The following is a 22,672-nucleotide window of genomic DNA, read 5'->3' as shown; positions in this document are numbered from 1 at the left end:
CCGCCCGTGTCGACCCGCGAGGCGAAAAAGGAGCTCGGCCTCGAACTGCTCGCCCATCTGGAGGACGAGGAGCTCTCGCTGGCGGAGACGATCGACCGGCTGGAGGCGGTGACCACCAGCCCCTCGCTCACTCGGGAGATCCTCGACGCCGCCGAGAAGCGCGGGCTGATCGAGCGCGAGGACGGTCGACTGCGCACTCGCACGGGGGGGACGTTCGTGCGGATGGGTAGCGACGTAGTCCAGCGCGACGGCGACTACGACTGCCGGCGCTGTGGCGCGAGCATCTCGACGGGTCACTTCGTGCAGTTCGAGAGCGGGGAGTTGGGTCCGTTCGGGCCGTCGTGCGTGCGGAAAGTGCTGGGTCGGGAGTAGCCGCCCTACCGCCGACCGGCGATGAGTTCGACGGTCGCCGCCTCCTCGTACGGCGCCTCGAACGCCGACAGTCGCTCCCGCACTGCGTGTTCGAACGCCTCGCGGTCGTCGCCGAGAACCGCGGGCGAACAGAACGAGAGCGAGAGGAGGTAGCCGATCACGCTCCGGTCGTCCCACTCGCGTTCGACCTCGAAGCTGTGCCGTTCGACGTCGTCGAACCCGTGGTCGGCGACTGCCCGAATCCACGACCCGTCGTACTCGACCGGGCCAGTCCGCTCGGGTGGGTCGTCGAGGTACTCGGCGACGGCGTCGTACACCGCGTCCTGCCAGTCCGCAGTGCCACGGGCGAGCCACTCCGTGTCGCTGAGGAGGGCGACGCCGCCGCCGGACTCGGTGATCTCGTGGAGCGTCTCGAGCGTGCGCCCCTGATCCATCCAGTGGAACGACCGCCCCACGACTGTCAGCCCGAGCGGGTCGAGGTCGTCGGCCATCCCGGCGAGGTCGGCGTCACTACCCACCCGCCAGTCGGTGTTCGTCTCGCCGACGACGTTCGCGCGCTCGCGGGCGTGTTCGATCATCGCCTCGTTTGGGTCGACGCCGACGACCTCACCCACGTCGGGCGCGAGCGCGACGCCGAGGCGGCCGGTCCCGCAGCCGAGATCGAGCAGGCGACCCGTGCCGTCGAGGTCGAATCGCTCGCGGAGGTAGTCGAGAGCCCGGTCGTCGTACTCCGGGCGGTAGACGGCGTACTGTTCGGCAGTCGACTCGAAGCGTGCGGCGGGGTCGCTCACGGGAGCGATCGGGCGCCGGGTGAAAAGAGGCTTTCCGGACTACCAGGCCGACCAGGCGCTGGTCTTCGTGTCGCGGCCGAAGACGCGCTTGATGTCCTTGCCGAAGGCGGTGTCGCCCTCGTGGTCGAGTTTCTTGTGTCGGTAGTCGTCGGCCACGTCGTCGCGGAGTTGGATGCTCTCGACCTCGAACTCGTCGTCGCCGAACTCGTAGGTCTCGCCCACGCTGAACTCGAAGTCGCCGGGCAGGAACGCCTTGGTGCTTCGGGACTTCTCCGAGCGGCTGTCACCCTCCTTCGGGTGGATGGTGACGTTGACGCCGACGTTGTCGACGACGCGGCTCCAGACGGTGTCGACCTCGCTCATCTCGGCGTGTTCGGTGCGTCGCTCCGGACCGATTTCGAGGCTCGTGACTCGGACCTGCTGGATCGCCTCGGGGGTCTCGACGACGAACTCGTCGCCGGCTTCGATCTCCTCCTCGGCGACGGCGTTCAGGGTCGCCTTGTAGGAGTCGCCGTCCTGCGAGACGACGACGTCGACGGTGACCTCGTCAGGGGTCTCGATCTTCTCCTTGTGGACGTGGCCACACTCCGTACACCGAACCGTGGTCTGACCGCCGGGGGACAGCACCTCGTGGACCGTCTCCTCGCCCGGCGAACACGACGGGCAGGGAAGCGGCAGACGCTCTGCGGACTCGCTCATACGCCCGATTGCCGTTGGGGCGGTTTAAACCCGCGTTTTCGCGGGGAACCGTGACACGGCGGGGCGTGGGGCCGACGGGCGATGCGGGAACAGGGCCAGTGTCGAGCGCCGCCGACCGCTCAGGGCAGCGCCCGCAGGTCCGCCAGCATCTCGTCTAAGTCCTTGGTCGAGGTAGCCAGCGAGAACCCGTCGCGCTTGGCCAGCGCGGGCGCGTGGTCCCACACGTCCTCGGGTTCGATCCCGTGGAGGACGACCGTGTTCGGCGTCGGCGTCAGCACGCGCAGCGCCACCAGCGGCGACTCCCCGCGCGTGACTTCCGTGAAGACGAGTGCGCGATCGGTGCTCTCGCCGTAGAGCCGGTAGAACTCCTCGCTGGAGAGCCGGGTGATCGCTTCGATGCTATCGATGACGGTGTGGCCGTTGACGTGTTCGGCGCCGCTGTCGGCGAGTTCGGTCGCACCGGTGGCCGCGTAGAACTCGTCCATGGGGACCGCCCGGGAGTACTCCCGCAGGTCGAGGACGATGTCGCTCTCGAAGCCGGCGCTGACGACCCGTGCGTACTGTCGGATGTGGGCGCCACCCCGGGCGGCGTCGATGGCCAGCAGCCCCTCCACCAGCCGCCGGACGACGCCGATCCCGGGGCTCTCCCGGCGACCGCTCTCGTAGTCCGAAACCACCGAGGAGGAGACGTCGATCTCTCCGGCCAGCGCCGTCTGGGACACCTCGAAGTCGGTGCGCCACTTCCGCAGCGTCGCACCGGGGTCGTCCGAGAGGACCACCTCGCCCGCGATGCGCCGTGCGAGCCGACGCTCTGCGTTCTCGCTCACGTTCCCGGGTCGGCACGGCGCCGAGATAGGCGTGTCGGTGCTACTCCTCGAGGGTGATGCTCTCGTCGGCAGCCGTCCGGAGCGCGTCCGAGCGGCCGTAGCTCCCCGGCGCGATGGCGAGCGTGCGGACGCCCTCCCGGCCCGCGAGCTCGAGTGCGGGCTTGAAGTCGGTGTCCCGGGAGGCGATGGCGATAGTCTCGACGCGGTTCCGGAGCACGAACTCCGCGGCGTCGACGGCGAGTTTCACGTCCACGTCGCCGCTGGTCGTGATCACCTCGAAGCCGTGGGCCTCGGCCGCCCGGATCAGGCTGCCGGGTGCCTGCTCGTTGAGGTAGAGGCGTGCGGCGACGACCCGGCCGGACGCGGCCGCGGCCGCACGGACGTCGTCCAGGTCCACGTCGAACTCCTCGCGCAACACGTTCGGCCCGTCGACGAACAGCGCCACGCCCTCGCGTTGCCCACCGAGGAGGCGCCGAAGCAAGCTCATAGCCGTCCCTGCGGCCGCCCCTCTAAATCGCTTCCGGGAGCGATCGATAACTACTAGATAGCGTGATGAATGAACTACTTTCGTTGATCGTTTAACGCTATATCTAGATAGATACAGTACTAACAGTAAATAATAAATACTGTCGTGTTCGTTGTGTGTTCGAACCATGGCAGATGGTGACAACAGTTGGGCGAGGCGTCGCTTCCTGAAAGGAGTCGGTATCGCTGGGTTGACTGCCGGGCTGGCCGGGACGGGGACCGCAACCCCGGGCCGACAGCCGGGGGCGAAGCCGGACGAGGTGCTCGTCGGCGTGTCGGCGACGGCGGAGGACGTGCCCTCGACGGTCGCACAGTACGTGCCGGGCAACGCGGAGATCGTCCACACGAACGAGACGCTTCGCTACGTCGCGGTGCAGTTCCCGAGCGAGGCCGCCGACACCGCACGCGAGAACTTCATCGAGGCGGTTACGGCCAAAGACCACGTCAAGTACGCCGAGACGAACGCGACCCACGAGGCGTTCGCGACACCGAACGACCCACAGTTCGGGAGCCAGTACGCCCCCGAGCAGGTCAACGCGCCGACGGCGTGGGACACGACCTTCGGCGACTCGTCGGTGACCATCGCGGTCGTCGACACGGGCGCCCAGTACGACCACCCGGACCTCGCGGACAACTACGCCAGCGACCCCGGGCGTGACTTCGTCGACAGCGACGCGGACCCGTACCCGGACGTGCCGGCCGACGAGTACCACGGCACGCACGTTTCGGGCTGTGCGGCGGCCGTCGTCGACAACGGCACCGGCGTCGCCGGGCAGGGGAACTCCACGCTGATCAACGGTCGCGCGCTGGACGAGAACGGCAGCGGCTCCACCGCCGACATCGCCGACGCGATCCAGTGGGCCGCCGACCAGGGCGCCGACGTGGTCAACCTCAGCCTCGGTGGCGGCGGCTACACGGAGACGATGAAAAACGCCGTGAGCTACGCGACGAACAACGGCGCGCTCGTCGTGGCCGCCGCGGGGAACAACGGCTCTTCGTCGGTCTCCTACCCGGCGGCGTACTCGGAGTCGATGGCGGTCTCGGCGGTCGACGACGCCGAGAACCTCGCGTCGTTCTCCCAGTACGGCGACGCCGTCGAACTCGCCGCGCCGGGCGTCGACGTGCTCTCGACGACGACGGAAACCCGCGGGAGCTACGAACAGCTTTCGGGCACGTCGATGGCGACGCCGGTCGTCTCGGGCGTCGCCGGCCTGACGCTCGCCCAGTGGAGCCTCTCGAACGCCGACCTCCGGAACCACCTCAAGTCGACGGCCGGCGACATCGGCCTCCCGAGCACTCAGCAGGGGAGCGGGCAGGTCGACGCCGCGGCGGCGGTGACGACCGAACCCGGAAGCGGCGGGGGGGACGGTGGCGACGGCGGCGATGACGGCGGCACCGGCGACTCCACCACCACGTCGGTCAACGGGAGCCTCTCGAGCTACGCCGACTACGACGACTACAGCTACGGGTGGACCTACGACGCGCCCTCGCAGGTCGTGGTCGAACTCGACGGGCCCGCCGACGCGGACTTCGACCTCTACCTCAACACCGGCACCACCGCGAACGCGTCGCCGGGCGACTACGACTACGCCTCCTACACCGCCGACAGTCAGGAGACCATCGTGGTCGACGCGCCCGACGACTCGACCGACCTCCAGATCGACGTGGACTCCTACAGCGGGTCGGGGAGCTACACGGTGACGGTCACGGAGTACCAGTAACGCGGCGAGCGCCACCTCGATCGCCGACGATGGCGAAGGCGGGTCAGACAGCCAACAAACCGTCCGCCACCCGATGCCTTTTTTCGTGCCCACTGAGCAGTCTCGGGCCATGTCTGTGACGCCGCTGCACGTGGGTCGTTCCGTCGCCCGCCGGCCGGCGACGGGTGGTCTGACGTGGTAGAGCGAACCCGAACACTCGGCTTCCGTGTGGCGTTCGCACTGGGGCTGGGGACGATGATCGCGGCGGGGATCTTCTCGCTGTCGGGGAAGGCGGTCCACCTGATCGGGTCGAGCGCCGTCATCGCCTTCGTCATCGCGGCGCTGGTGGCCAGCATCACCGCCGCGGCCTACTCGGAGTTCGCCTCGATCTACTCCGAGAACGGCGGCGGCTACCTCTTCACCTCCCGCACCTTCGAGGAGCAGGACCTGCTGACCTACGCTATCGGCGCCTCGCTGTTCCTCGGCTACACCGGGACGACCGCGTTCTACCTCGCGACGATGGACGAGTGGTTCTTCCTGTTCATCCTCCCCGAGTGGGTGGGGTCGGCGCTCCCTCACGGGACCGTCGGGATCACCGCGGCCGTCCTGCTGGGCACGCTGAACGCCCGCGGGACCGAGGAGTCAGGTACCTTCCAAGTGATCGTCACGGGGGCGAAGGTGGCGGTGCTACTGGTGTTCATCGGCGGCGCGATCAACTTCGCCGGCCCCGCCGAGGCGACGACGACGTTCACCGGCGACTTCGGCAGCCTGACCGGCCAGTCGACCGATATCCTCTCGGTGGCGGCGCTGGCGTTCATCACCTTCTTCGGGTTCTCGGCCATCGCGGCCTCCGCCGGCGAGATCATCGACCCGAAGAACACGGTGCCGAAAGCGATCGCGGCCTCGATCGTCACCGTCACCGTCCTCTACACGTTCGTCATCATCGCGATGGTCAACACCCCCGCGACCATCGCCGGCCGACCGCGCGCGGAGGTGCTACAGGCCGGCGAGACGGCGATGGGCGAGGTCGCCGCGGCCTTCCTCGGCCCGGTCGGCCAACTGCTGATCGTCGCCGGCGCGGTGTTCTCGATGGTGTCGGCGTCGAACGCGTCGATCCTCGCGGCCTCCGGGATCGGCTCCCTGATGGGCCGACAGGGTCACGCCCCGCGGAAGTTCTCCCGCATCCACCCCGATTACGGGACGCCGTTCTACTCGGTCGGGAGCGCGACTGCCGTGATCGCCGGCCTCATCCTCGTGTTCATGACGCTGTTCGGCCACAACGGCGTGCTGGGTGCGATCGAGGCGGTCCCCGAACTCGGTCTCGACCCGCTGACCGGCTTCGCGACGTTCAACCTCCTCGTGCCGCTGTCGGTCGTCAACGTCACGCTGATCTACTCCCGGCGGAACGAGCCGAACCTCACCCGCGGCTTCGAGATGCCGCTCGTCCCCTACCTCCCGGTCGTCGGCGTGCTGGCAAACGTCGCGCTGGTGACCCAGCTCCCGACGCTCGGCGTGATCATCGGCGTCGGCCTGACGCTGCTGGTCGTCGGCGCCTACGTCCTCTGGGGCGGCGCGCCCGAGGCCGAGGAACTGGTCCAGCGGGCCGCCGGCGAGCGGCAGGTGGTCAGCTCCATCGGCGGCGGCGAGGTCCGGCCGGCGGGCGACGAGGACCGGTTCACCGTGCTGGTGCCGATCAACCGCCTCGAACGGGCGACCGACCACGCGCGGCTGGCCTCCCGGATCGGCGCACTCTACGAGGGGACGCCGGTCGTGAAGGTGCTCAACATCGTCAACGTCCCCGATCAGGCCGACTCGACGGCGTTCCTCGACACCGCCGAGGAGCGTATGGATCGGCTGGAGGACGAACTCGCCGGGATCGAAGGGGAGGTCGCCGCGGACCTGCTCGCAGAGGGGCACGTCTCGCGGGACGTGGCGTTCGACATCCTCCAGACGGCTCGGGACGACGGCGTCGACCGCATTCTGATGGGGATTCCCGAGGAGAACCCCCACATCACCGAGCAGGTGGAGTACGAGGCGCCGTGTGACACGCTGTTCGTCGGCGGCGGGGATCGACCGGCCGACCTCGCACGGCTCACCATCGGCGCCGGCGGTGGGCCGCACCACAACGCGCTGCTCGACCTCGCCGAGCGGTTGGGCGACGAAGGGAGCCGGATCGACGTGGTCAGCGTCGACCCCGAGGGCGAGAGCGGCGTCGCCGAGGACGTGGAGCCGACCCTGTCGGTGTTCGACGACGACGAGGACGTGCACGTCCACGAGGTCACGAGCGACAACATCGCCGGGGCGCTGATCGACGAGGCGGCGAAACACGACGCCGTCCTCGCCATCGGCGCGACCCGGACGCGGCTCCTCCGGCAGTGGGTGTTCGGGTCGACGACCGACCGCGCGGTGTCGCTGGCAGAGGAGCGGGACGTGCCGGTGATCGTCTACGCGACGGCGGCGGCCGGCGGGATGCGGGGACGGCTGGGCGAGGCGCTGTTCGCCCCCTACCGCTACCTCCGGAAGCTGCTCGGGTAGAGAGCCCCAGACCTATTAGCCGGCGCCTGCTACCCCTCCCCAATGGCGACCTGTGACGTGTGTGGCAAGCAAGAGAACATGCCCTACGAGTGTCGGCGCTGTGGGGGGACCTTCTGTTCGGAACACCGGCTCCCGGAGAACCACGACTGTCCGGGGCTACAGTGGGACGACCCCGTCGGCCTGTACGACGACGACACCGGGGGCGGCCGCTCGGGCGGGGCCGTCGGGAACGTGCGCGACCGCGCGACCTCGACGTGGCGGAGCTACTTCCGCGGGAACACGACGTTCGTGTTCCTGCTGGCGATGTGGGTGACGTGGGTGACTCAGATCGCGCTGCGACTGGTGGCCCCGGAGCTCGAGGCGACGCTGTTCGTCCTCCGATCCAGTCACCCCGAGTACGTCTGGACGTGGTTCACCTCGGTGTTCGCCCACGGGGGGATCGTCCACATCGTCACCAACAGCATCGGGATCTTCTTCTTCGGCCAGGTGGTCGAGCGGCGGCTGGGAAGCAAGCGCTTCGCGGCGCTGTTCCTCGCCTCCGGCGCCATCGCCGGCCTCGCCCAGATCGGGGCGACGATCCTGCTGGTCGGCCCCGACGTCTCCGTCGGCGTCGTCGGCGCCAGCGGCGCGCTCCTGGCGATCATGGGCGTGCTGACGATCCTGAACCCCGGGCTGACGGTCTACCTCTACTTCCTACTGCCGGTGCCGATCTGGCTGCTGACCATCGGCTTCGCCGCGTTCAGCCTGCTTCAGGGGTTCGGGGTCGCCGAGGGTGGCGGCAACGTCGCCCACTGGGCACACCTCGCCGGGCTGGCGGTCGGCCTGCTCTACGGCACGTACGTCCAAGGGAAAGTCGAGCCGCCACAGCGCCTCCAGTTCGGCGGCGGCGGCCCGGGCGGCCCCGGTCGCCGCGGCGGCGGCCGGTTCTGACGTGCGCCCCGACCGACCCGAGTTCCGGCCCGACCCCGCGCTCTCCCGGGCGGAGATGGAGGAACTCCAGCGCGATATCGCCGAGGCCGCCGTCTTCACGGACGATCTCGACTTCGACCCCGACGACGTGTCCCTCGATGGCCCCGCCGACGCCGACGCGAGCGGGAACGAGCGCCTCGTCGCGAGTGACGCCCCCGTCATCGTGGGGGTCGATCAGGCGTTCCTCGACGGCCGCGCGGTCTCGGCGGTCGTCGCGATCCAGGACGGCGCCGTGATCGAACGGGCCCACGCGGTCAGCCCGCTGTCGATCCCGTACATCCCCGGGTTGCTCGCGTTCCGCGAGGGCGGCCCGATCCTCGCCGCCTTCGAGGAACTGAGCGCCGAACCCGACCTCGCGGTGTTCGACGGCTCCGGCCGGATCCACTTCCGGGAGGCCGGCATCGCGACCCACGTCGGCGTCATCCTCGACCTCCCGAGCATCGGCGTCGCGAAGAGCCTCCTCTGTGGCGAGCCCCGCGAGGCCGTCGACGACCGCCCGGCGGGCTGGTCGACGCCGATCGAAGCGGGACCGAACGTCGAGGCGCCGGACGGCACCGTCATCGGGCACGCTTACCAGTCCCGGCAGTGGGACCGCAGCCAGTCGATCAACCCGCTGTACGTCTCGCCGGGCCACCGCGTCTCGGCGGCGACGACGGTGAAGCTCGTGGACGCGCTCTGTGCGGGCTACAAACTCCCCGAACCCACGCGTCTGGCTGACGCCTACGCCGACGAAGTGAAGGCAGGGTACGAGTAGCCCCGGCCGCCGCGTCGCCGCGTCCCCGAACCACCGCGTTCCCGCGTCCCGCTTTGCTCACACTTAACCCTCGGCCGGTCCAGCGGTGAGCTATGCGACCGGAGACGGTGCTCATCACTGGCTGCTCGTCCGGCATCGGCCGCGCCACCGCGGAGGCGTTCCTCGATGACGGCTGGACGGTGTACGCGACGGCGCGCGACACCGACGACATCGCCGACCTCGGCGAGCGCGAGGACTGTAGGATCAACGCGCTCGACGTGACCGACGACAGCGACGTACGGAACGTCGTCAACCGGATGCTCAGGCAGGACGACCGGATCGACTGTCTGGTCAACAACGCGGGCTACGCCCAGTTCGCGCCGACGGAGGAACTCGAAACCGAGGAACTCGAACAGCAGTTCGAGGTGAACGTCTACGGTCCCCACCGACTCACCAAGGCGGTCCTCCCGCACATGCGCGAGGCCGGCGAGGGGACGGTCGTGAACCTCTCCTCGGTCGCCGGCCGGATCTCGATGCCCGGCGGCGGCGCCTACTCGGGGTCGAAGTTCGCGCTGGAGGCGATGACCGACGCGCTCCGCTGGGAGGTCGAGGGCCACGGCATCGACGCCGTGCTGGTCGAGCCCGGCCCGGTGGAGACGAAGTTCACCGAGCGCGCGAACGAGGAGGCCGACGGCCGGGAGCGTACCGGCGCCTACGACTGGTTTTGGAGTCTCTTCGAGGACAGCGACACGCTGGCTGGCGGCGGCCCCGGGGCGATCCAACCCGACGTCGTCGCCGACTGCATCCTCGACGCCGCGAACCTCACCGACCCGCCCGCGCGGATGCCCGTCGGTACGGGCGCGGGGCTGCTCGTGAAGGCACGGTTCCTGCCGGACTCGCTGGTCGACGCCGCGATTCGGTTCGCGCGCAACCGACTCGCGTAGTCGGCCGCTCTCTCCTCAGTTCAGACAGGCCGCGACCACGCGCAGCGCCGCCTCGCCGCGCACGTCGTCGGCCAGCAGCGGCACGCGCTTGACCTCGCGGCCGCGGTAGAGGTCGCTCGCGCGGCTCAGAGCGTCCTGCTGGACCGACCACCGGCGCTGGCAGAACGCACAGTCCTTGAGGTTCGGCGTGACCACCCAGTCGTCGTCCAGGTCGGCGAGGTCGGCCACGTCGGCCGGGTTCTCCATCACGCGGTTGACGACCAGCGTGCTGACGGGGATCTCGAACTCCTCCAGCCGTCCGACGAGGCGTTCGGACTCGACGACGCTCATCGTCTCGGGCACCATCACGACCCGGAAGTCCGTCCGGTTGGGGTCCCGAAGGAGCGTTCGGAGCCGCTCGATGCGGGCTTTGAGTTCGTCGAGGTCCTGACTCCCGGCGTCGTCGCCGGCGCCGCCGCCGAACACCCCCTTAATGCCGTCCATCATCCCGGAGAACTGCTGGCGGAGTTTGACCATCCGGCCGACCATCGTGTCCAGCATCTCGGGCAGTTGGAGCAGGCGCAGCGTGTGACCCGTCGGCGCGGTGTCGACGACGACGCGGTCGAAGCGGGGGTCGTCCATGTGCTCGATCAGTTTCTGCATCGCCGCCGCCTCGTCGGCGCCGGGCATGGTGCCGCCGAGAAGCGACTCCATCCCGCCGCCCTCGCCGCCGAGCAGCCCCGCGAGGTCGCCGACGGGCCCCTCCTCCTGCTGGGCGGCGAAGAAGCCCTCCTCCATCGCGGCGTCGGGGTCGATCTCGACGCCCCAGAGCGGCACGTCCTCGCGGAGTCGACTCGGGTGGGCGGGGATGTCGGTGTCGAGTGTGTCCGAAAGGGAGTGAGCCGGATCGGTCGAGACGACCAGCGTCTTCGTGCCGTCGGCGGCCGAAGCGAGTGCGGTGGCGGCCGCGCAGGTCGTCTTGCCGACGCCGCCTTTGCCGCCGTAGAGCACGTACTCCGGGGCGTCGATATCGGTCGGGAGGGGCGTGTCCGCGGCGAGCGTCTCGGGGGCGTCGTGGTCGTCGTGGCCCGACACGTCGACGGTGTCAGTGTCGTCGTCGACGGAGTCCACCGGCTCCACGTCGATTTCGGTCATTATCCGGGTTCGGGCGCGAGGACTTGTGTGTCTCTCGGTCCGACTGGCTCAGTCCTCCCACTCGGTGGGGACGTACTGATCGAAGTCGGGCCCCTCGCCGCCCCCGAGGGGCCGGAACGCCCGCTGGTCGTCGACGCGGAACTCGGCGATGGTCGAGCGGGCCGGGCCGGTGAGGTGGCCGACGAACGCCATCGCCAGCGGGTAGGCGGCCTCGTGGCGCGCGGGGTTGGTCGGGATGATCCCGTACTCGTTCCGGAGCAGCGCCGGCGGGTCGTCGATGCCGCGGTCGACGTGAGCCGTCAGCGACCCCTCCCGGACGGTGAGGAACGTCCCGCGGTCGGTGAGGGTGTAGGCGCCCATCTGTTCGGCGACGGTGAGCGTGTTGCCCATCCCCTGTCCGGTCTCCTGGTACCAGTCGCCGCCGGGGTCGAGGCCGGCTTCCTCCCAGATGCGCTGTTCGCGGATGTGGGTGCCCGAGCGGTCCCCCCGGGAGAGGAACGTCGACCCGGCATCGGCGATGGCTCGGAACGCCGGGGCGGGGTCGAGGCCCGCAACGCCGGCAGGGTCGTCGGGCGGGCCGACGACGAGGAAGTCGTTGACCATCACGCTCCGCCGGTTGATCCCGTGGCCCTCGCGGATGAACTGGTCCTCCAGCGGGCGGGCGTGGACCAACACGGCGTCACAGTCGCCGTTCCGAGCCGTTTCGAGTGACCCGCCGGTCCCGCGTGGGAGCGTCTGGACCGCGGCACCGAAGCGTGCCTCGAACCCGGGAATCACGGCGTCGAGGAGCCCGCTGTCGTAGGCAGTCGTCGCCGTCGCGAGCGTCAAGGGACCGCGGTCACTCGCGGTGTCGTCACCGCCGCTCCCGGCGGTGGCCGAACAGCCGGCGAGTCCGAGCAACCCGCCGAGACCGGCTGTCCGGAGCAACGCTCGTCTGTGCATGTTCGTGATAAGTGACTTTGGTTGCAAATAGCTGTTGGTGTGACCGTAAATGGTTTCGTCACCGCCCGGTCGGACGTCCCACCGACCACAAGCCCCATCGCCCTTCGGTGAGGAGAGTACCCGTGCAGCGACGTTCGCGTCTCCTCGTCGGGGTCGGTCTGCTGCTCGTCGTCGCCGTCGGCGCGTTCCTGACCTCCCCCCAGTGGCTGCTCTCCCGGCTGGACTGGCTGGCGGCGGACCCGCTCCGGTTCGGCGCGGCGCTGGTCGCGCTGGCGCTCGTCCGACCGTTCCTGGCGTGGCCAACCACGCTGCTGGCCGTCGTCGCCGGCTACGGCTGGGGGTTCCGGGGGCTGCCGGTGGCGCTGGCGCTGATCGCACTCACCAGCGTCCCGCCGTTCCTGCTCGCTCGGCGGTCGGCCGACGGCGGGCGCTTGGCGACCGCCGGCGCGCGGGCCGTCGACGCCACCGGCGACCTCCGTGGCGTGATCGTCAGCCGCCTGCTGCCGGCACCATCTGACGTTGTATCGGTCGGGGCCGGCCTCTCGGGCGTGCCGCTCCGGGCGTTCGTGGTCGGCACCGCGATCGGTGAACTGCCGTGGGCCGTCGCCGGCGTCGTCGCCGGCCGGTCGATCGACCGCGTGTTGCGGGAGGGTCTGGGTTCGGTGATCCAGCCGGAACTGATCGCCGCCGCGGGCCTCGCGGCACTCCTCCTCCTCGCCGGGCCGGCGTACCGCCACGTCCGTGATCGGCCCGCCGGACTCGACTGACCGACGGACGCCATGTGTCGGTACGCCGGGTCGCCGTCAGTCGAACAGCGACTCGCCGGTCATGACCTCGGGCTGATCCATTCCCATCAGCGAGAGGAGCGTCGGCGCCACGTCGGGGAGCGACCCCCCCTCGCGGATCGATCGGGCGCCCGAGTCACCCACCGGCGAGCGGTAGATCACGGGGACTGGGTTGAACGTGTGGGCCGTGTGGGGCGACTCGGGCGTCCCCATGTCGTCGGCGTTGCCGTGGTCGGCAGTCACGAGGAGGTGCCCGCCCGCGTCGGCGACGGCGTCGGCGAGTCGGCCGAGTTCCCGATCGACCGCCTCGACGGCTTCGACGGCGGCGTCGAAGTCGCCGGTGTGGCCGACCATGTCGGCGTTGGCGTAGTTGAGGACGAGCGCGTCGGGTTCGCGCTCCTCGTCGCCGATGGCCGCCACCGCGGCGTCGGTGACCTCCGGGGCGGACATCTCCGGCTGCTGGTCGTAGGTCGGCACGTCCGGCGAGGCGACGATGCGTCGCTCCTCGCCCTCGAACGGTGACTCCCGACCGCCGCTGAAGAAGTAGGTGACGTGGGGCGCTTTCTCGCTCTCGGCGACTCGGAGCTGTCGCATGCCCGCGTCGGCCCACAGTTCCCCGAGGGTCCCCTCGGGGTCGTTCGGCGGGAACGCCACCGGGAACGGGTAGGTCTCCTCGTACCGGGTCATCGTTGCCAGTTCGACGTCGGGCCGGTCGAGGTCGAACGGCCACTCGTCGGCGCCGACGCCGCTCAGCAGCCGACAGAGTTGGCGGGTCCGGTCGGCCCTGAAGTTGAACGTGACCACCGAATCGCCGTCGGCGAGCGCCGGCCTGCCAGTGATCAGCGTCGGCTCGACGAACTCGTCGGTCTCGCCGCGCTCGTAGCTCTCCTCGACTGCAGCCACCGCGGTGGCGCTTTCGTATCGTGCTCTGCGGTTTACGATCGCGTCGTAGGTGTCCCGGGTGCGCTCCCAGTTGTGGTCCCGGTCCATCGCGTAGTACCGGCCCGTAACGGTGGCGACGTGGCCGGTCTCGTGGTGGTCGATCACCTGTTGGAGGTCGGTGAGGTAGCCGGCGCCGCTCTTGGGCGCCGTGTCCCGTCCGTCGGTGAAGGCGTGGGTGACGGCGTCGACGCCGCGCTCGGCGGCGAGTTCGATCAGCGCGTGCAGGTGAGCCTGGTCCGAGTGAACCCCCCCGTCGCTCACGAGTCCCATGAAGTGGACTCGGCCGTCGTTGTCCTCGGCGTGAGCGAGGGCGTCGTCGATGGCGTCGATCGCCCCCAGTTCGCCGGCGGCGACGGCGTCGTTGATCCGGGTGTAGGGCTGTTTGACCACGCGCCCGGCGCCCAGGTGGACGTGGCCGACTTCGCTGTTGCCCATCTGGCCCTCGGGGAGGCCGACCCGGCGCCCGTGGGCGGTCATGGTGCCGAACGCGCCGTCCTGTCGGAGCGCGTCGAAGGTGGGCGTCGACGCCGTCCCGACCGCGTCCCGTCCCGGCTGGTCGGCCGGAGCGAGCCCCCAGCCGTCGAGAATCACGAGTGCTGCGTCCATGCTCGAGCGATGGGCTGGCCGCGGTATCACGGCTTCGGTGAGGGCCAACAGACACATACGCGCGCGTCGGGAAACGGTCCACAGATCGGTATGGACCTCGACAGCCTCGATAGGCGGCAGATGCTCGGGCTGCTGGCCGGCAGCGGCGCAGTCGCAGCCGGGGCGGGGGCGTTCGCCCTCGGGGGGGAGCCCGAAGCCGCCGAGACCAGACTCGTCGAGGGCGAGGAGTCCCGGCGGCTCGCCGAGGCCCACGCGCCGACGCTCTACTACGGCGCCCGCGAGCAGTGGTTCCCCACGGACCCACGCGAGTACGAGAGCGAGCGCGACGGCGAGACCGTCGTCGACGGCTTCGACGCCTTCGACGGCTACTCGGCTGACGCCCGGGAGGAGAGCTACCCCCACCCGACGGTGTTCTACCACGTCGTCGAGTACCCGGACTCGCCGCTGGCCTGCGTCCAGTTCTGGATGTACTCGGCGTTCGACCAGTTCTCGACGAACTTCCACTGGCACGACTGGGAGGTGCTGCACGTGTTCGTCGACCGCTCGGCCGACGACGGCGCCGGGACCGAATCGCCGACCGAAGCCGATGCCTCCGCGAACGCGTCTGCGACGACCGACGTGGGCCAGCCGGTGTTGTTCGTCGCCTCCGCCCACTCCCGGACGGTGCCAAACAACGAGTACCTCGACCCGAGCGTCGAACGGGCCTCGATCATCAGCGAGGTCGGCTCTCACTCCAGCACGCTCGGGGTCAACGCCCGACCCACGTCGTTCCAGCGGACGGACCTCGGCGAACTCTCGGCCGACATCAGCAACGACCCCGTGGAGGTCATCTCCGGGGAGGCCGCGTTCCCGCTGGCCTACGGGCTCCCGCGGGACGAGGGGCTGACGCTGCCGTACGCCATCCCCGAGTACGACGGCGAGCGGCTCCACGAACACGAGCGGCTGCCGAACGTCCGGCCCGAAGACCTGCTCGCCGACGACCTCACCGTGGCGACCTACGACGAACTGGCGAACCCGCCCGCGGACATTCCCAAGCGCGAGGGGGAGATCACGTTCGTCCCCGACGCCCGCGACGACGCCGACGGCGACGAACGCTACGAACTGATCGACATCGCGGCGGTGAGCCACATCACCGACTTCACCGGCCCGCAACTCAGCTTCAGCTTCACCGTCCCACAGTTCGCCGAGGACGCCATCGCCAGCCACCTCAATACGCCGGGGGTGCCGTGGGACCAGCCACGCTTCGACGCCCCCACCGCGGACATCAGCGAACCCCAGCACCGCGCCGCGCTCGCCGACCGCTACGAGCCGGTCCAAGCCGGCGGGAGCGCGAGCCGTATCCTCGGCGCGGTCCGGGAGGCAACCGGTGCCGACGACGCTCCCGGGAGCAACGGCGTCGCGCTCGTCGCTCCCTCCATCGAGACGGTCGCGCTGCTGGAGAGCGACCCCGAGGCGGTACCGTCGTTCTCGGGTGTGCTGGCTGTCGACGACCCCCCCGAGGGTGAGCACCGACTGACCGTCAACGGGGCGGGGATGTCGCCCTACAGCGAACGGCTCACCCACGAGGGAGGGACCACTCGGGCCGGCGTCGAGGGGGCCATCCCGATGAGCGCGAACGAGGACGCCGTCAAAGTCGAAGGGGAGTCCGACGAGGGAACGACGCTGACCGCTATCGGCCTCGAGGACGACTTCGCCGGGACGCTGTACGACGGGCGCCCGCCGGGCGAGGACGGAACGTTCGGGATCTACGCCCACCGGGACGGCGCCTACACCGCGGAGGTCCGCGACGACGCGGGCCAGCGGGGCGCGCTCCGGGTCAACCCCAACGCCGACGACGAGACGCTCTCGCTCGGCGGGGTCGGGACCGGGAAGACGGCGCTCGCGGACTACCTCGTGCGCTTCCTCGCGGAGACGCGCCAGCAGGCCGCGGTGTTCGAGGACGGCGACGCCGACGGCATCGACGACGTGCCGACGGGGCAGAACGTCACCGACGACGTGGTCGCCGACGCGGTCGAACGCGCGAACGAGAACGCCGGCGACGTGGTCGACGCCGTGGGCGAGACCGTCGAGACGGTGATCGACGACACCACGGATGGCGTCGAGAACACGACCGACACACCGGAACCGACTAACAGCCCCGACGTGCTGGGGGGGCCGGACGACGGACCCGACGCCGTCGATGGCTGGGGCGACGGGCTCTTCGAGGACCAGTTCGAGCCGGCGGCGAACGAGCTGGGGAGCAACGACAGCGACGACGAAGACGGCGACAGTGACGACGGCGACGGTGACGACGGCGACCGGGGTCCCCCGGCCGAAACAGGATTCTCGGGCGTGCTGCGCAGCGTCGACGCCGCGCTGCTGGTGGCTGCCGCGGCGCGGGACGCGTCCCGGAACGGACGGGCCGACAACGCCGACCGGCGACTCGGGTCGCTCCGGAACCGACTGGAGGCCGTCAGCAGGGTCGTCGAACGCAGTGAGGGGCTCCCACCGGGGCTCGGCTCGCTCGCGGCCAAGCGTGCCGAACGCATGCTCCCGCGGGTCGAGGCCGCACTCGACGCCGACCCCTGAGAGCCGCGGCTCGACGGCTACTCGTCCGGTCGGTGCGGTCGGCTGCTTCCCGCGTCCGGATCGATCCGGAGGTACTTGGCGAACAGGTCCGCGACCCGCGTGTAGGCGTCGAGGACGTTCTCCCGCTGGCTGAAGCCGTGGGGCTCCTCCGGGTAAGCCTGCAGTTCGTGGCGCTTGCCGTGTTTCTCCAACTCCGCACAGAGCTGTTCGGACTGGCTGATCGGCACGCGAGTGTCCTCCTCGCCGTGGAGGACGAGGACGGGGTCCTCGATGTCGGGGACCGTCCGGATCGGGCTGGCCTCGCGGTAGTTGTCGAGATCGGTGGCGAGGTCGCCGAGTTCGCGCTTCATCAGCTGCCACCCGATGTCGTCGGTGTCGTCGACGAACGTCTCGTAGTCGTAGACGCCGTAGAACGCCGCGCCGGCGGCGAAGGCGTCGGAGTTCCCGAGCGCGTTCACCGTCATCAGGCCGCCGCCGGAGCCGCCGAAGACCCCCGCGCGATCGGCGTCGACGGCGGGGAACGCATCGCCCGCGGCCTCGGCGGCGTCGACCACGTCGTCGAGGTCGCCGCCGCCCCAGTCGTCGTCGTTCGCCATCCGGTGGGCGCGGCCGTAGCCGTCCGAGCCGCGGTAGTTCGGCATGGCCACCGCGTAGCCCAGCGCCGCGAAGTACTGCGAGCGGTAGTCCCATCCGAAGTCGTCGAACGCCGTCGGCCCGCCGTGGGGGTGGACGAGCACGGGCACCGAATCGGGCTCGTCGGGGAAGCCGCCGACCGGCGGGTAGACGAGGGTGTGGATCTCGGTAGCGCCCGAACGGAAGGTGAACTCGGTGGGGGAGGCGAGACGCTCCGCGAAGCCGACGGAGCCGGTCTCGACCACGGCTGCGCCCGCGTCGGCGTTCCAGACCTGCGGCGGCGTCGTGGGGTCGCCACGAACCGTGAGCAGGTCGCCGTCGGACCAGACCGGGCCGGTGTGGAACGCGTCGTCCGTGCTCAGCAGGTCGGCGTCGGCATCGTCGTCGAGGGGGACGGTTCCGGGGCTACTCCGGCCCTGTCCGGTGGCGGTGAACGCGAGCCGGTCGCCGCCGGGGTGCCACGCGGGCGCGCCGACTTCGACGCCGTCCGCGGCGTGGACCGTCGTCGTCTCGGCCGACTCCTCGGCTCCGGTTCCTGCCGCCGCATCGACGGCGTCCGCGTCGGCGTAGTGGATGGCGTCGAAGCCGCTCGCGTCGTGGACGAACGCGACACCCTCGCCGTGGGGGTGGGGTCGGGGCGTCTGTACGCGGACGGCATCCTCGCTGAACACCACCTCGGCGTCGGCCACGATCTCGCCACCCCGAATCGGGAAGCGAACCAGTTCGGCCTCGAAGTCGAACAGGCTACGGTGGGGAGCCCGGACGGCGTAGAGTCCGTCGTCGCCCCAGCGCGGGTCGCTGTAGAGGTAGTCGTCGTCCGCCAGGATCTGCTGGCCCCCGGTGTCCGGGTCGATGAGGACCAGCGCGGCCCGGGAGACCTCGTTGGTGACGGCGGCGACGCCGTGTTCGCCCCACGCGAGGCCGATCACCGGGCCGTCGCCGTGGGTGAGTGCCTCGACCTCGCCGGTGGCGGCGTCGACGGCCGAGAGGGTGCCGGCGGCGTCGATGAAGGCGATGCGGTCGCCCGCAGGGTTCCACGCGACCCACTGGGTGTCGCCGCGGCCACGCCGCATGGCGGAGACGCCCTCGCTGGTGAGGCGGGCGTCGGTCCCGTCCTCGTGAAGCCAGAGGTCGGTCTGGTCCTCACGGTTCAGCGCGTAGGCGATCCGGCCGTCGTCGGGTGCGGGCGCGGCGACGACGGCGCTGTCGGCACTCGCCATGTCGGCGAGCAAGCCGTCGTAGCTGGTGTCCCGCAGGTCGCGTCGGTACACGCTCGGGGGTGGTGGCTCCGTGGGGTTAGCCCTTTGCCCCCCGGAAACGCAAGCGGGGACGGGGGCGAGAGCGGTCCCGCAGTGAGACAGCCTTTTTGCTCCCTATCGCCAAGCGCGGGTATGGACTCGGCGGTACTGCTGAACCTCCTCGGCAACGAGAACCGCCGGCGGATCCTCCGGCTACTCTCGCATAAGTCCTGCTACGTCACGGAGATCAGCGAGTACCTCGGGGTGAGTCCCAAAGCCGTCATCGACCACCTACGTAAGCTCGAGGAGGCGGGGCTGGTCGAGAGCCACACCGACGACCAGCGCCGGAAGTACTTCCACATCGCGCGCTCGGTGCGGCTCGAAGTCAGCGTCTCGCCCCACAGTTTCGGGGCCAAGAGCGCTTACCCGGCCAGCCGGAGTCTGGACATGGCCGGGCGGTGCAGCCACCTCACCATCGACATCGACGACCGGCCCGAGGCCGACGGGTTGGAGGGGCTGGCCGAGGAGTTCGACCGACTCCAGCACCTCGAACGCGAACTCTCGCTGGCCCAACGTTGGGTCGACGGCCGGCTGAACGAGGTTCTCGACCGGCTCAACGGCCACATCGGTGCTGAGGCGGACTCGCGGTTCTACGCCGCGGTCCTCTCGGCGGTCGTGACCACCGACGGCACGCTCCGGGCGATTTCCGACGATATCGACGCCGACACGGCGGCCGTCGAGGACGCGCTCGAACAGCTTACCGAACGGGGGCTGTTGGAACGGCGCGACGACGGCGGCTGGACGCTCGGTTAGATCGATTTCGTCAGGCCGTCACGGAGGTCCCGGCCGAAGTAGTAGCCGAGGACCGCCGCCACCGCCCCGCTGCCGGCGCCGATCGCGCCCAGCGCGAGCCCGTACTGTTGGAGCCACTCGACGCCGATCGGGAGGAACACCCCCTGAAACACCGACGTGATCGCGAGCAGCGCCGCAAGCGCCGCGCCGGCTGCGCCGACTTCGAGGTACTGCCTGTGTGAGCGAACGAGGCCCAGCAGGAACGTCGCCGCGAACAGGCCGACGATCCGGCCGACCGTCCCGAGGAAGGGGATCATCCCGCCGATGGCGCCGCCGGCGACGACGCCCGCGCCAGTGACCAAGAGCGCGAGCAGGAACCCGCGGATCGAGAAGACGCTCCCGACGCGCCCGCGGACGTCCGCGAGCCGGCCACCGCCGTCGCTCGTCTCGTCGGTGTCGTCGGCGTCGAGGGCGTCGACGCCCTCCGCCTCGCCGTCGCGCTCTCGTGACAACTGCATACCGGAACTGGGGCGGCTGAAGGTATGGTTCTTGCGCCGGGCCGGTGTGTGATCGGGAGCACGCGACGCGCGGACCACGGGAAGAAGGCAGTTTCAAGTCCGACCGACCGGAACCACGGCGTATGAATCCCGGGGACCGCGTTCGCGTCGATCACGACGACGCCACCGACGAGGGTGTGCTGATGCCCACCACCGACGAGGAGCACCTCGTGCTCAAACTCGACGGCGGCTACAACGTCGGGATCGACCGCGAAGGCGCCGACGTTGAGGTACTGGAGTCCGACGTGTACGACATCGAGGAGGGCGACGCCGGCGACGATGACGCCTCCGAAGTCGAGTTCGACGAGGACCTCCCGACGGTCGCGCTCGTCTCGACCGGCGGCACCATCGCCTCGACCGTCGACTACCGCACCGGCGCCGTGACCGCACGCTTCGACGCCGAGGACGTCCTGCGGGCCGTGCCCGAACTCGCCGGCCGCGCGAACTACCGCGGCCGCGTGGTCGCGGACATCCTCAGCGAGAACATGGAGCCCGCGATCTGGCAGGACCTCGCCGCGGCCGTCCACGAGGAGATCGAGAACGGCGCCGACGGCGTCGTCGTGATGCACGGCACCGACACGATGCAGTTCTCCGCGGCCGCGCTGTCGTACATGCTCGACACGCCGGTCCCGATCGTGTTCACCGGGAGCCAGCGCTCTGCCGATCGACCCTCCTCGGACAACGTGATGAACGCCGTCTGTGCCGTCGAGGCGGCGACAGCCGACGCCGCCGAGGTGATGGTCTGCATGCACGGGACCCCCTCCGACGACCACTGTGCGCTCCACCGCGGCACGCGCGTGCGGAAGAACCACACCTCCCGCCGGGACGCCTTCGAGACCGTCGGCGCGCAGCCGATGGGCGTCGTCGACTACGAGGCGGCCAAGGACGGCCAGGGCGACGCGGCGGGCGTCGAGTTCGCCGACGAGTACGCCGAGCGCGGCGGGACCGACCTCGCGCTGAACGACGACCTCACCACCGACGTGGAACTGGTCAAGCCGACGCCGGGCATGGACCCGGCAGCGTGGGAGTACCTCACCGGCAAGGACGGCGTGATCGTCGAGGGGACCGGCCTCGGCCACGTGCACACGGACCTGATCCCGCGGCTGGAGGAACTGGTCGAGGACGGCACGACGGTCGCGATGACCTCCCAGTGTCTCGAAGGCCGGGTCTGTGACCGCGTCTACGACACCGGGCGTGACCTGCTCGACGCCGGCGTCGTCGAGTGTGGCGACACGCTCCCCGGCACGGCGAAAGTGAAGCTGATGTGGGCGCTCGCGAACAGCAAGAACCCCGACGACGCCATGGGCCGGGACCTCGCCGGTGAACTCACCGAGGAGTCCAAGCCGTGGGTCTGAGCCGCGAGTACACCGACGACGAGGAGATCGCGATCCGGGAGGCCGTCCCGGGCGACCTCCCGACGCTCGCGGCCTTCACTGCCGACACGTGGGAGAGCGGCGACTACATCGCCGACGCGTTCCCGCGCTGGATGGCGAGCGACGACCCGAACACGAAGACGTTTGTCGCCGCCGATCTGACCGCCGATCCCCTCGCCGCCGACGAGGTCGAGGGTGTCGACCCCGACGACGTGGGCGAGCTGCCCGACGACCGGCCGGTCGGTATCTGCCAAGCGGTCGGCCTGACCGACCACGAGGGCTGGATGCAGGCGATGCGGGTCGACCCCGACTACCGCGGCCGCGGGCTCTCCGTGGCGATGAACGACGCCGGCTTCCACTGGCTCCACGAGACGGGCCGCCGGGTCGCCCGGAACATGGTGTTCTCGTGGAACACCGGCGGACTGGGAACCTCGCGGGCCTGTGGCTTCGACGCCGGCACGGAGTTCCGCTGGGTCGAGCCCGAGCCCGACGCCGACGCACCGGAGGCCACCGGCGAGGCGGCGGCCGTCGACGCCGACCCCGACGCGGCGTGGAGCTTCTGGGCCGGCAGCGACGCCCGGGACGACCTCCGCGGGCTGACGCTCAACACCGACGAGTCGTGGTCGCTCTCGGAACTCACCCGCGAACGGCTTCGCGACGCCGCCGCGGACGATCGGCTACAGGTCGTCTCGGCGGCCGACGGTGGGATCGGCGGCGTGAGCTACCGCGCCCGAACGACCGAGCGCGAGGAGGACGGCGAGGAGATCACCCGCGCCGAGTACGGCGTCGCGGCGTGGGCCGACCCCGACGCCGCCGAAGCGCTGTTCGCGGCGATCTCGCGGGACGCCGCTGCCGCGGGCGCCGACCGGACGCGAGTGCTCGTCCCCGAGGACGTGCGCTGGGTCAGCGACACCGCCGCCGCCGGCGTCGACATCGGCGACGAACCCGACTTCGTGATGGCTGCCGACCTCACTCGGCGCCAGTGGGAGCGCTAGGTCGCGGTTTTA

At 70.3% G+C, this 22,672-nt stretch carries 20 protein-coding genes; 11 read left to right on the top strand and 9 right to left on the bottom strand.

Annotation, left to right across the window (positions count from 1 at the left end):
• Window positions 1-6 precede the first annotated feature (6 nt).
• Complete coding sequence (locus tag NO998_RS03720; protein ID WP_267645696.1) at window positions 7-372, top strand: DUF5830 family protein; 366 nt, start codon at window positions 7-9, stop codon at window positions 370-372.
• Between the two features lie 5 nt (window positions 373-377).
• Here the strand turns inward: NO998_RS03720 and NO998_RS03715 are convergent, their stop codons facing one another.
• The 4 genes from NO998_RS03715 to NO998_RS03700 form a co-directional block, all read right to left on the bottom strand.
• Window positions 378-1,163 carry a class I SAM-dependent methyltransferase gene (locus NO998_RS03715; RefSeq protein ID WP_267645695.1) on the bottom strand — a complete coding sequence of 262 codons (786 nt, stop codon included), beginning with the start codon at window positions 1,161-1,163 and terminating at the stop codon, window positions 378-380.
• A gap of 39 nt (window positions 1,164-1,202) precedes the next feature.
• Window positions 1,203-1,862 carry an HVO_0476 family zinc finger protein gene (locus tag NO998_RS03710; RefSeq protein WP_267645694.1) on the bottom strand — a complete coding sequence of 220 codons (660 nt, stop codon included), beginning with the start codon at window positions 1,860-1,862 and terminating at the stop codon, window positions 1,203-1,205.
• Between the two features lie 119 nt (window positions 1,863-1,981).
• Window positions 1,982-2,689, bottom strand: a complete 708-nt coding sequence (locus NO998_RS03705; protein WP_267645693.1) for a helix-turn-helix domain-containing protein — start codon at window positions 2,687-2,689, stop codon at window positions 1,982-1,984.
• A gap of 40 nt (window positions 2,690-2,729) precedes the next feature.
• On the bottom strand, window positions 2,730-3,176 hold the full coding sequence (locus tag NO998_RS03700; RefSeq protein WP_267645692.1) for an NYN domain-containing protein: 447 nt from the start codon (window positions 3,174-3,176) through the stop codon (window positions 2,730-2,732).
• A 166-nt stretch (window positions 3,177-3,342) separates the two neighbouring features.
• Here NO998_RS03700 and NO998_RS03695 point away from each other — a divergent pair, with 166 nt between their 5' ends.
• From NO998_RS03695 to NO998_RS03675, 5 genes are all read left to right on the top strand, one after another.
• Entirely contained in the window at window positions 3,343-4,935 is a 1,593-nt protein-coding gene (locus NO998_RS03695; protein ID WP_267645691.1) for a S8 family serine peptidase, read from the top strand.
• A gap of 174 nt (window positions 4,936-5,109) precedes the next feature.
• Window positions 5,110-7,449: an amino acid permease gene (locus tag NO998_RS03690; protein WP_267645690.1), complete on the top strand. Its 2,340-nt coding sequence runs from the start codon at window positions 5,110-5,112 to the stop codon at window positions 7,447-7,449.
• Between the two features lie 42 nt (window positions 7,450-7,491).
• A complete protein-coding gene (locus tag NO998_RS03685; RefSeq protein WP_267645689.1) occupies window positions 7,492-8,379 on the top strand; it encodes a rhomboid family intramembrane serine protease in 888 nt (295 codons plus the stop codon).
• 1 nt (window position 8,380) lies between these two features.
• On the top strand, window positions 8,381-9,172 hold the full coding sequence (locus tag NO998_RS03680; protein ID WP_267645688.1) for an endonuclease V: 792 nt from the start codon (window positions 8,381-8,383) through the stop codon (window positions 9,170-9,172).
• 92 nt (window positions 9,173-9,264) lie between these two features.
• On the top strand, window positions 9,265-10,095 hold the full coding sequence (locus tag NO998_RS03675) for an SDR family oxidoreductase (RefSeq protein ID WP_267645687.1): 831 nt from the start codon (window positions 9,265-9,267) through the stop codon (window positions 10,093-10,095).
• 15 nt (window positions 10,096-10,110) lie between these two features.
• Here NO998_RS03675 and NO998_RS03670 read toward each other — a convergent pair whose 3' ends face one another.
• Together NO998_RS03670 and NO998_RS03665 are read right to left on the bottom strand one after the other, a co-directional pair.
• Window positions 10,111-11,229 (bottom strand): ArsA family ATPase, encoded by a 1,119-nt coding sequence (locus NO998_RS03670; RefSeq protein ID WP_267645686.1) that lies wholly within the window; start codon window positions 11,227-11,229, stop codon window positions 10,111-10,113.
• Between the two features lie 48 nt (window positions 11,230-11,277).
• A complete protein-coding gene (locus tag NO998_RS03665; protein WP_267645685.1) occupies window positions 11,278-12,171 on the bottom strand; it encodes an ABC transporter substrate-binding protein in 894 nt (297 codons plus the stop codon).
• A 122-nt stretch (window positions 12,172-12,293) separates the two neighbouring features.
• On the opposite strand from NO998_RS03665, the gene NO998_RS03660 reads away from it, so the two are divergent.
• Window positions 12,294-12,938 (top strand): TVP38/TMEM64 family protein, encoded by a 645-nt coding sequence (locus tag NO998_RS03660; protein WP_267645684.1) that lies wholly within the window; start codon window positions 12,294-12,296, stop codon window positions 12,936-12,938.
• A gap of 36 nt (window positions 12,939-12,974) precedes the next feature.
• Here NO998_RS03660 and gpmI read toward each other — a convergent pair whose 3' ends face one another.
• Window positions 12,975-14,504: a 2,3-bisphosphoglycerate-independent phosphoglycerate mutase gene (gpmI, locus tag NO998_RS03655; RefSeq protein WP_267645683.1), complete on the bottom strand. Its 1,530-nt coding sequence runs from the start codon at window positions 14,502-14,504 to the stop codon at window positions 12,975-12,977.
• 90 nt (window positions 14,505-14,594) lie between these two features.
• Here gpmI and NO998_RS03650 point away from each other — a divergent pair, with 90 nt between their 5' ends.
• Window positions 14,595-17,072 (top strand): hypothetical protein, encoded by a 2,478-nt coding sequence (locus NO998_RS03650; RefSeq protein ID WP_267645682.1) that lies wholly within the window; start codon window positions 14,595-14,597, stop codon window positions 17,070-17,072.
• Between the two features lie 17 nt (window positions 17,073-17,089).
• On the opposite strand, the gene NO998_RS03645 is transcribed toward NO998_RS03650, so the two are convergent.
• Window positions 17,090-18,976 (bottom strand): S9 family peptidase, encoded by a 1,887-nt coding sequence (locus NO998_RS03645; RefSeq protein WP_267645681.1) that lies wholly within the window; start codon window positions 18,974-18,976, stop codon window positions 17,090-17,092.
• 120 nt (window positions 18,977-19,096) lie between these two features.
• Here NO998_RS03645 and NO998_RS03640 point away from each other — a divergent pair, with 120 nt between their 5' ends.
• Window positions 19,097-19,756: an ArsR/SmtB family transcription factor gene (locus NO998_RS03640; RefSeq protein ID WP_267645680.1), complete on the top strand. Its 660-nt coding sequence runs from the start codon at window positions 19,097-19,099 to the stop codon at window positions 19,754-19,756.
• On the opposite strand, the gene NO998_RS03635 is transcribed toward NO998_RS03640, so the two are convergent.
• Window positions 19,753-20,253, bottom strand: coding sequence for a hypothetical protein (locus tag NO998_RS03635; protein WP_267645679.1), 501 nt, complete (start codon window positions 20,251-20,253; stop codon window positions 19,753-19,755). The genes NO998_RS03640 and NO998_RS03635 overlap by 4 nt on opposite strands.
• Window positions 20,254-20,375: 122 nt before the next feature.
• Between NO998_RS03635 and gatD the strand changes: the two genes are divergently transcribed.
• Together gatD and NO998_RS03625 are read left to right on the top strand one after the other, a co-directional pair.
• Entirely contained in the window at window positions 20,376-21,647 is a 1,272-nt protein-coding gene (gene gatD / locus NO998_RS03630) for a Glu-tRNA(Gln) amidotransferase subunit GatD (RefSeq protein ID WP_267645678.1), read from the top strand.
• Window positions 21,638-22,660: a GNAT family N-acetyltransferase gene (locus NO998_RS03625; protein WP_267645677.1), complete on the top strand. Its 1,023-nt coding sequence runs from the start codon at window positions 21,638-21,640 to the stop codon at window positions 22,658-22,660. Before gatD ends, NO998_RS03625 begins: the two co-directional genes overlap by 10 nt.
• Window positions 22,661-22,672 lie beyond the last annotated feature (12 nt).

Source organism: Halolamina litorea (assembly GCF_026616205.1).
GTDB classification, from domain to species: domain Archaea; phylum Halobacteriota; class Halobacteria; order Halobacteriales; family Haloferacaceae; genus Halolamina; species Halolamina litorea.
Note: the sequence above shows the minus strand (reverse complement) of the source record. Positions and strands in the feature narration are given on the sequence as shown.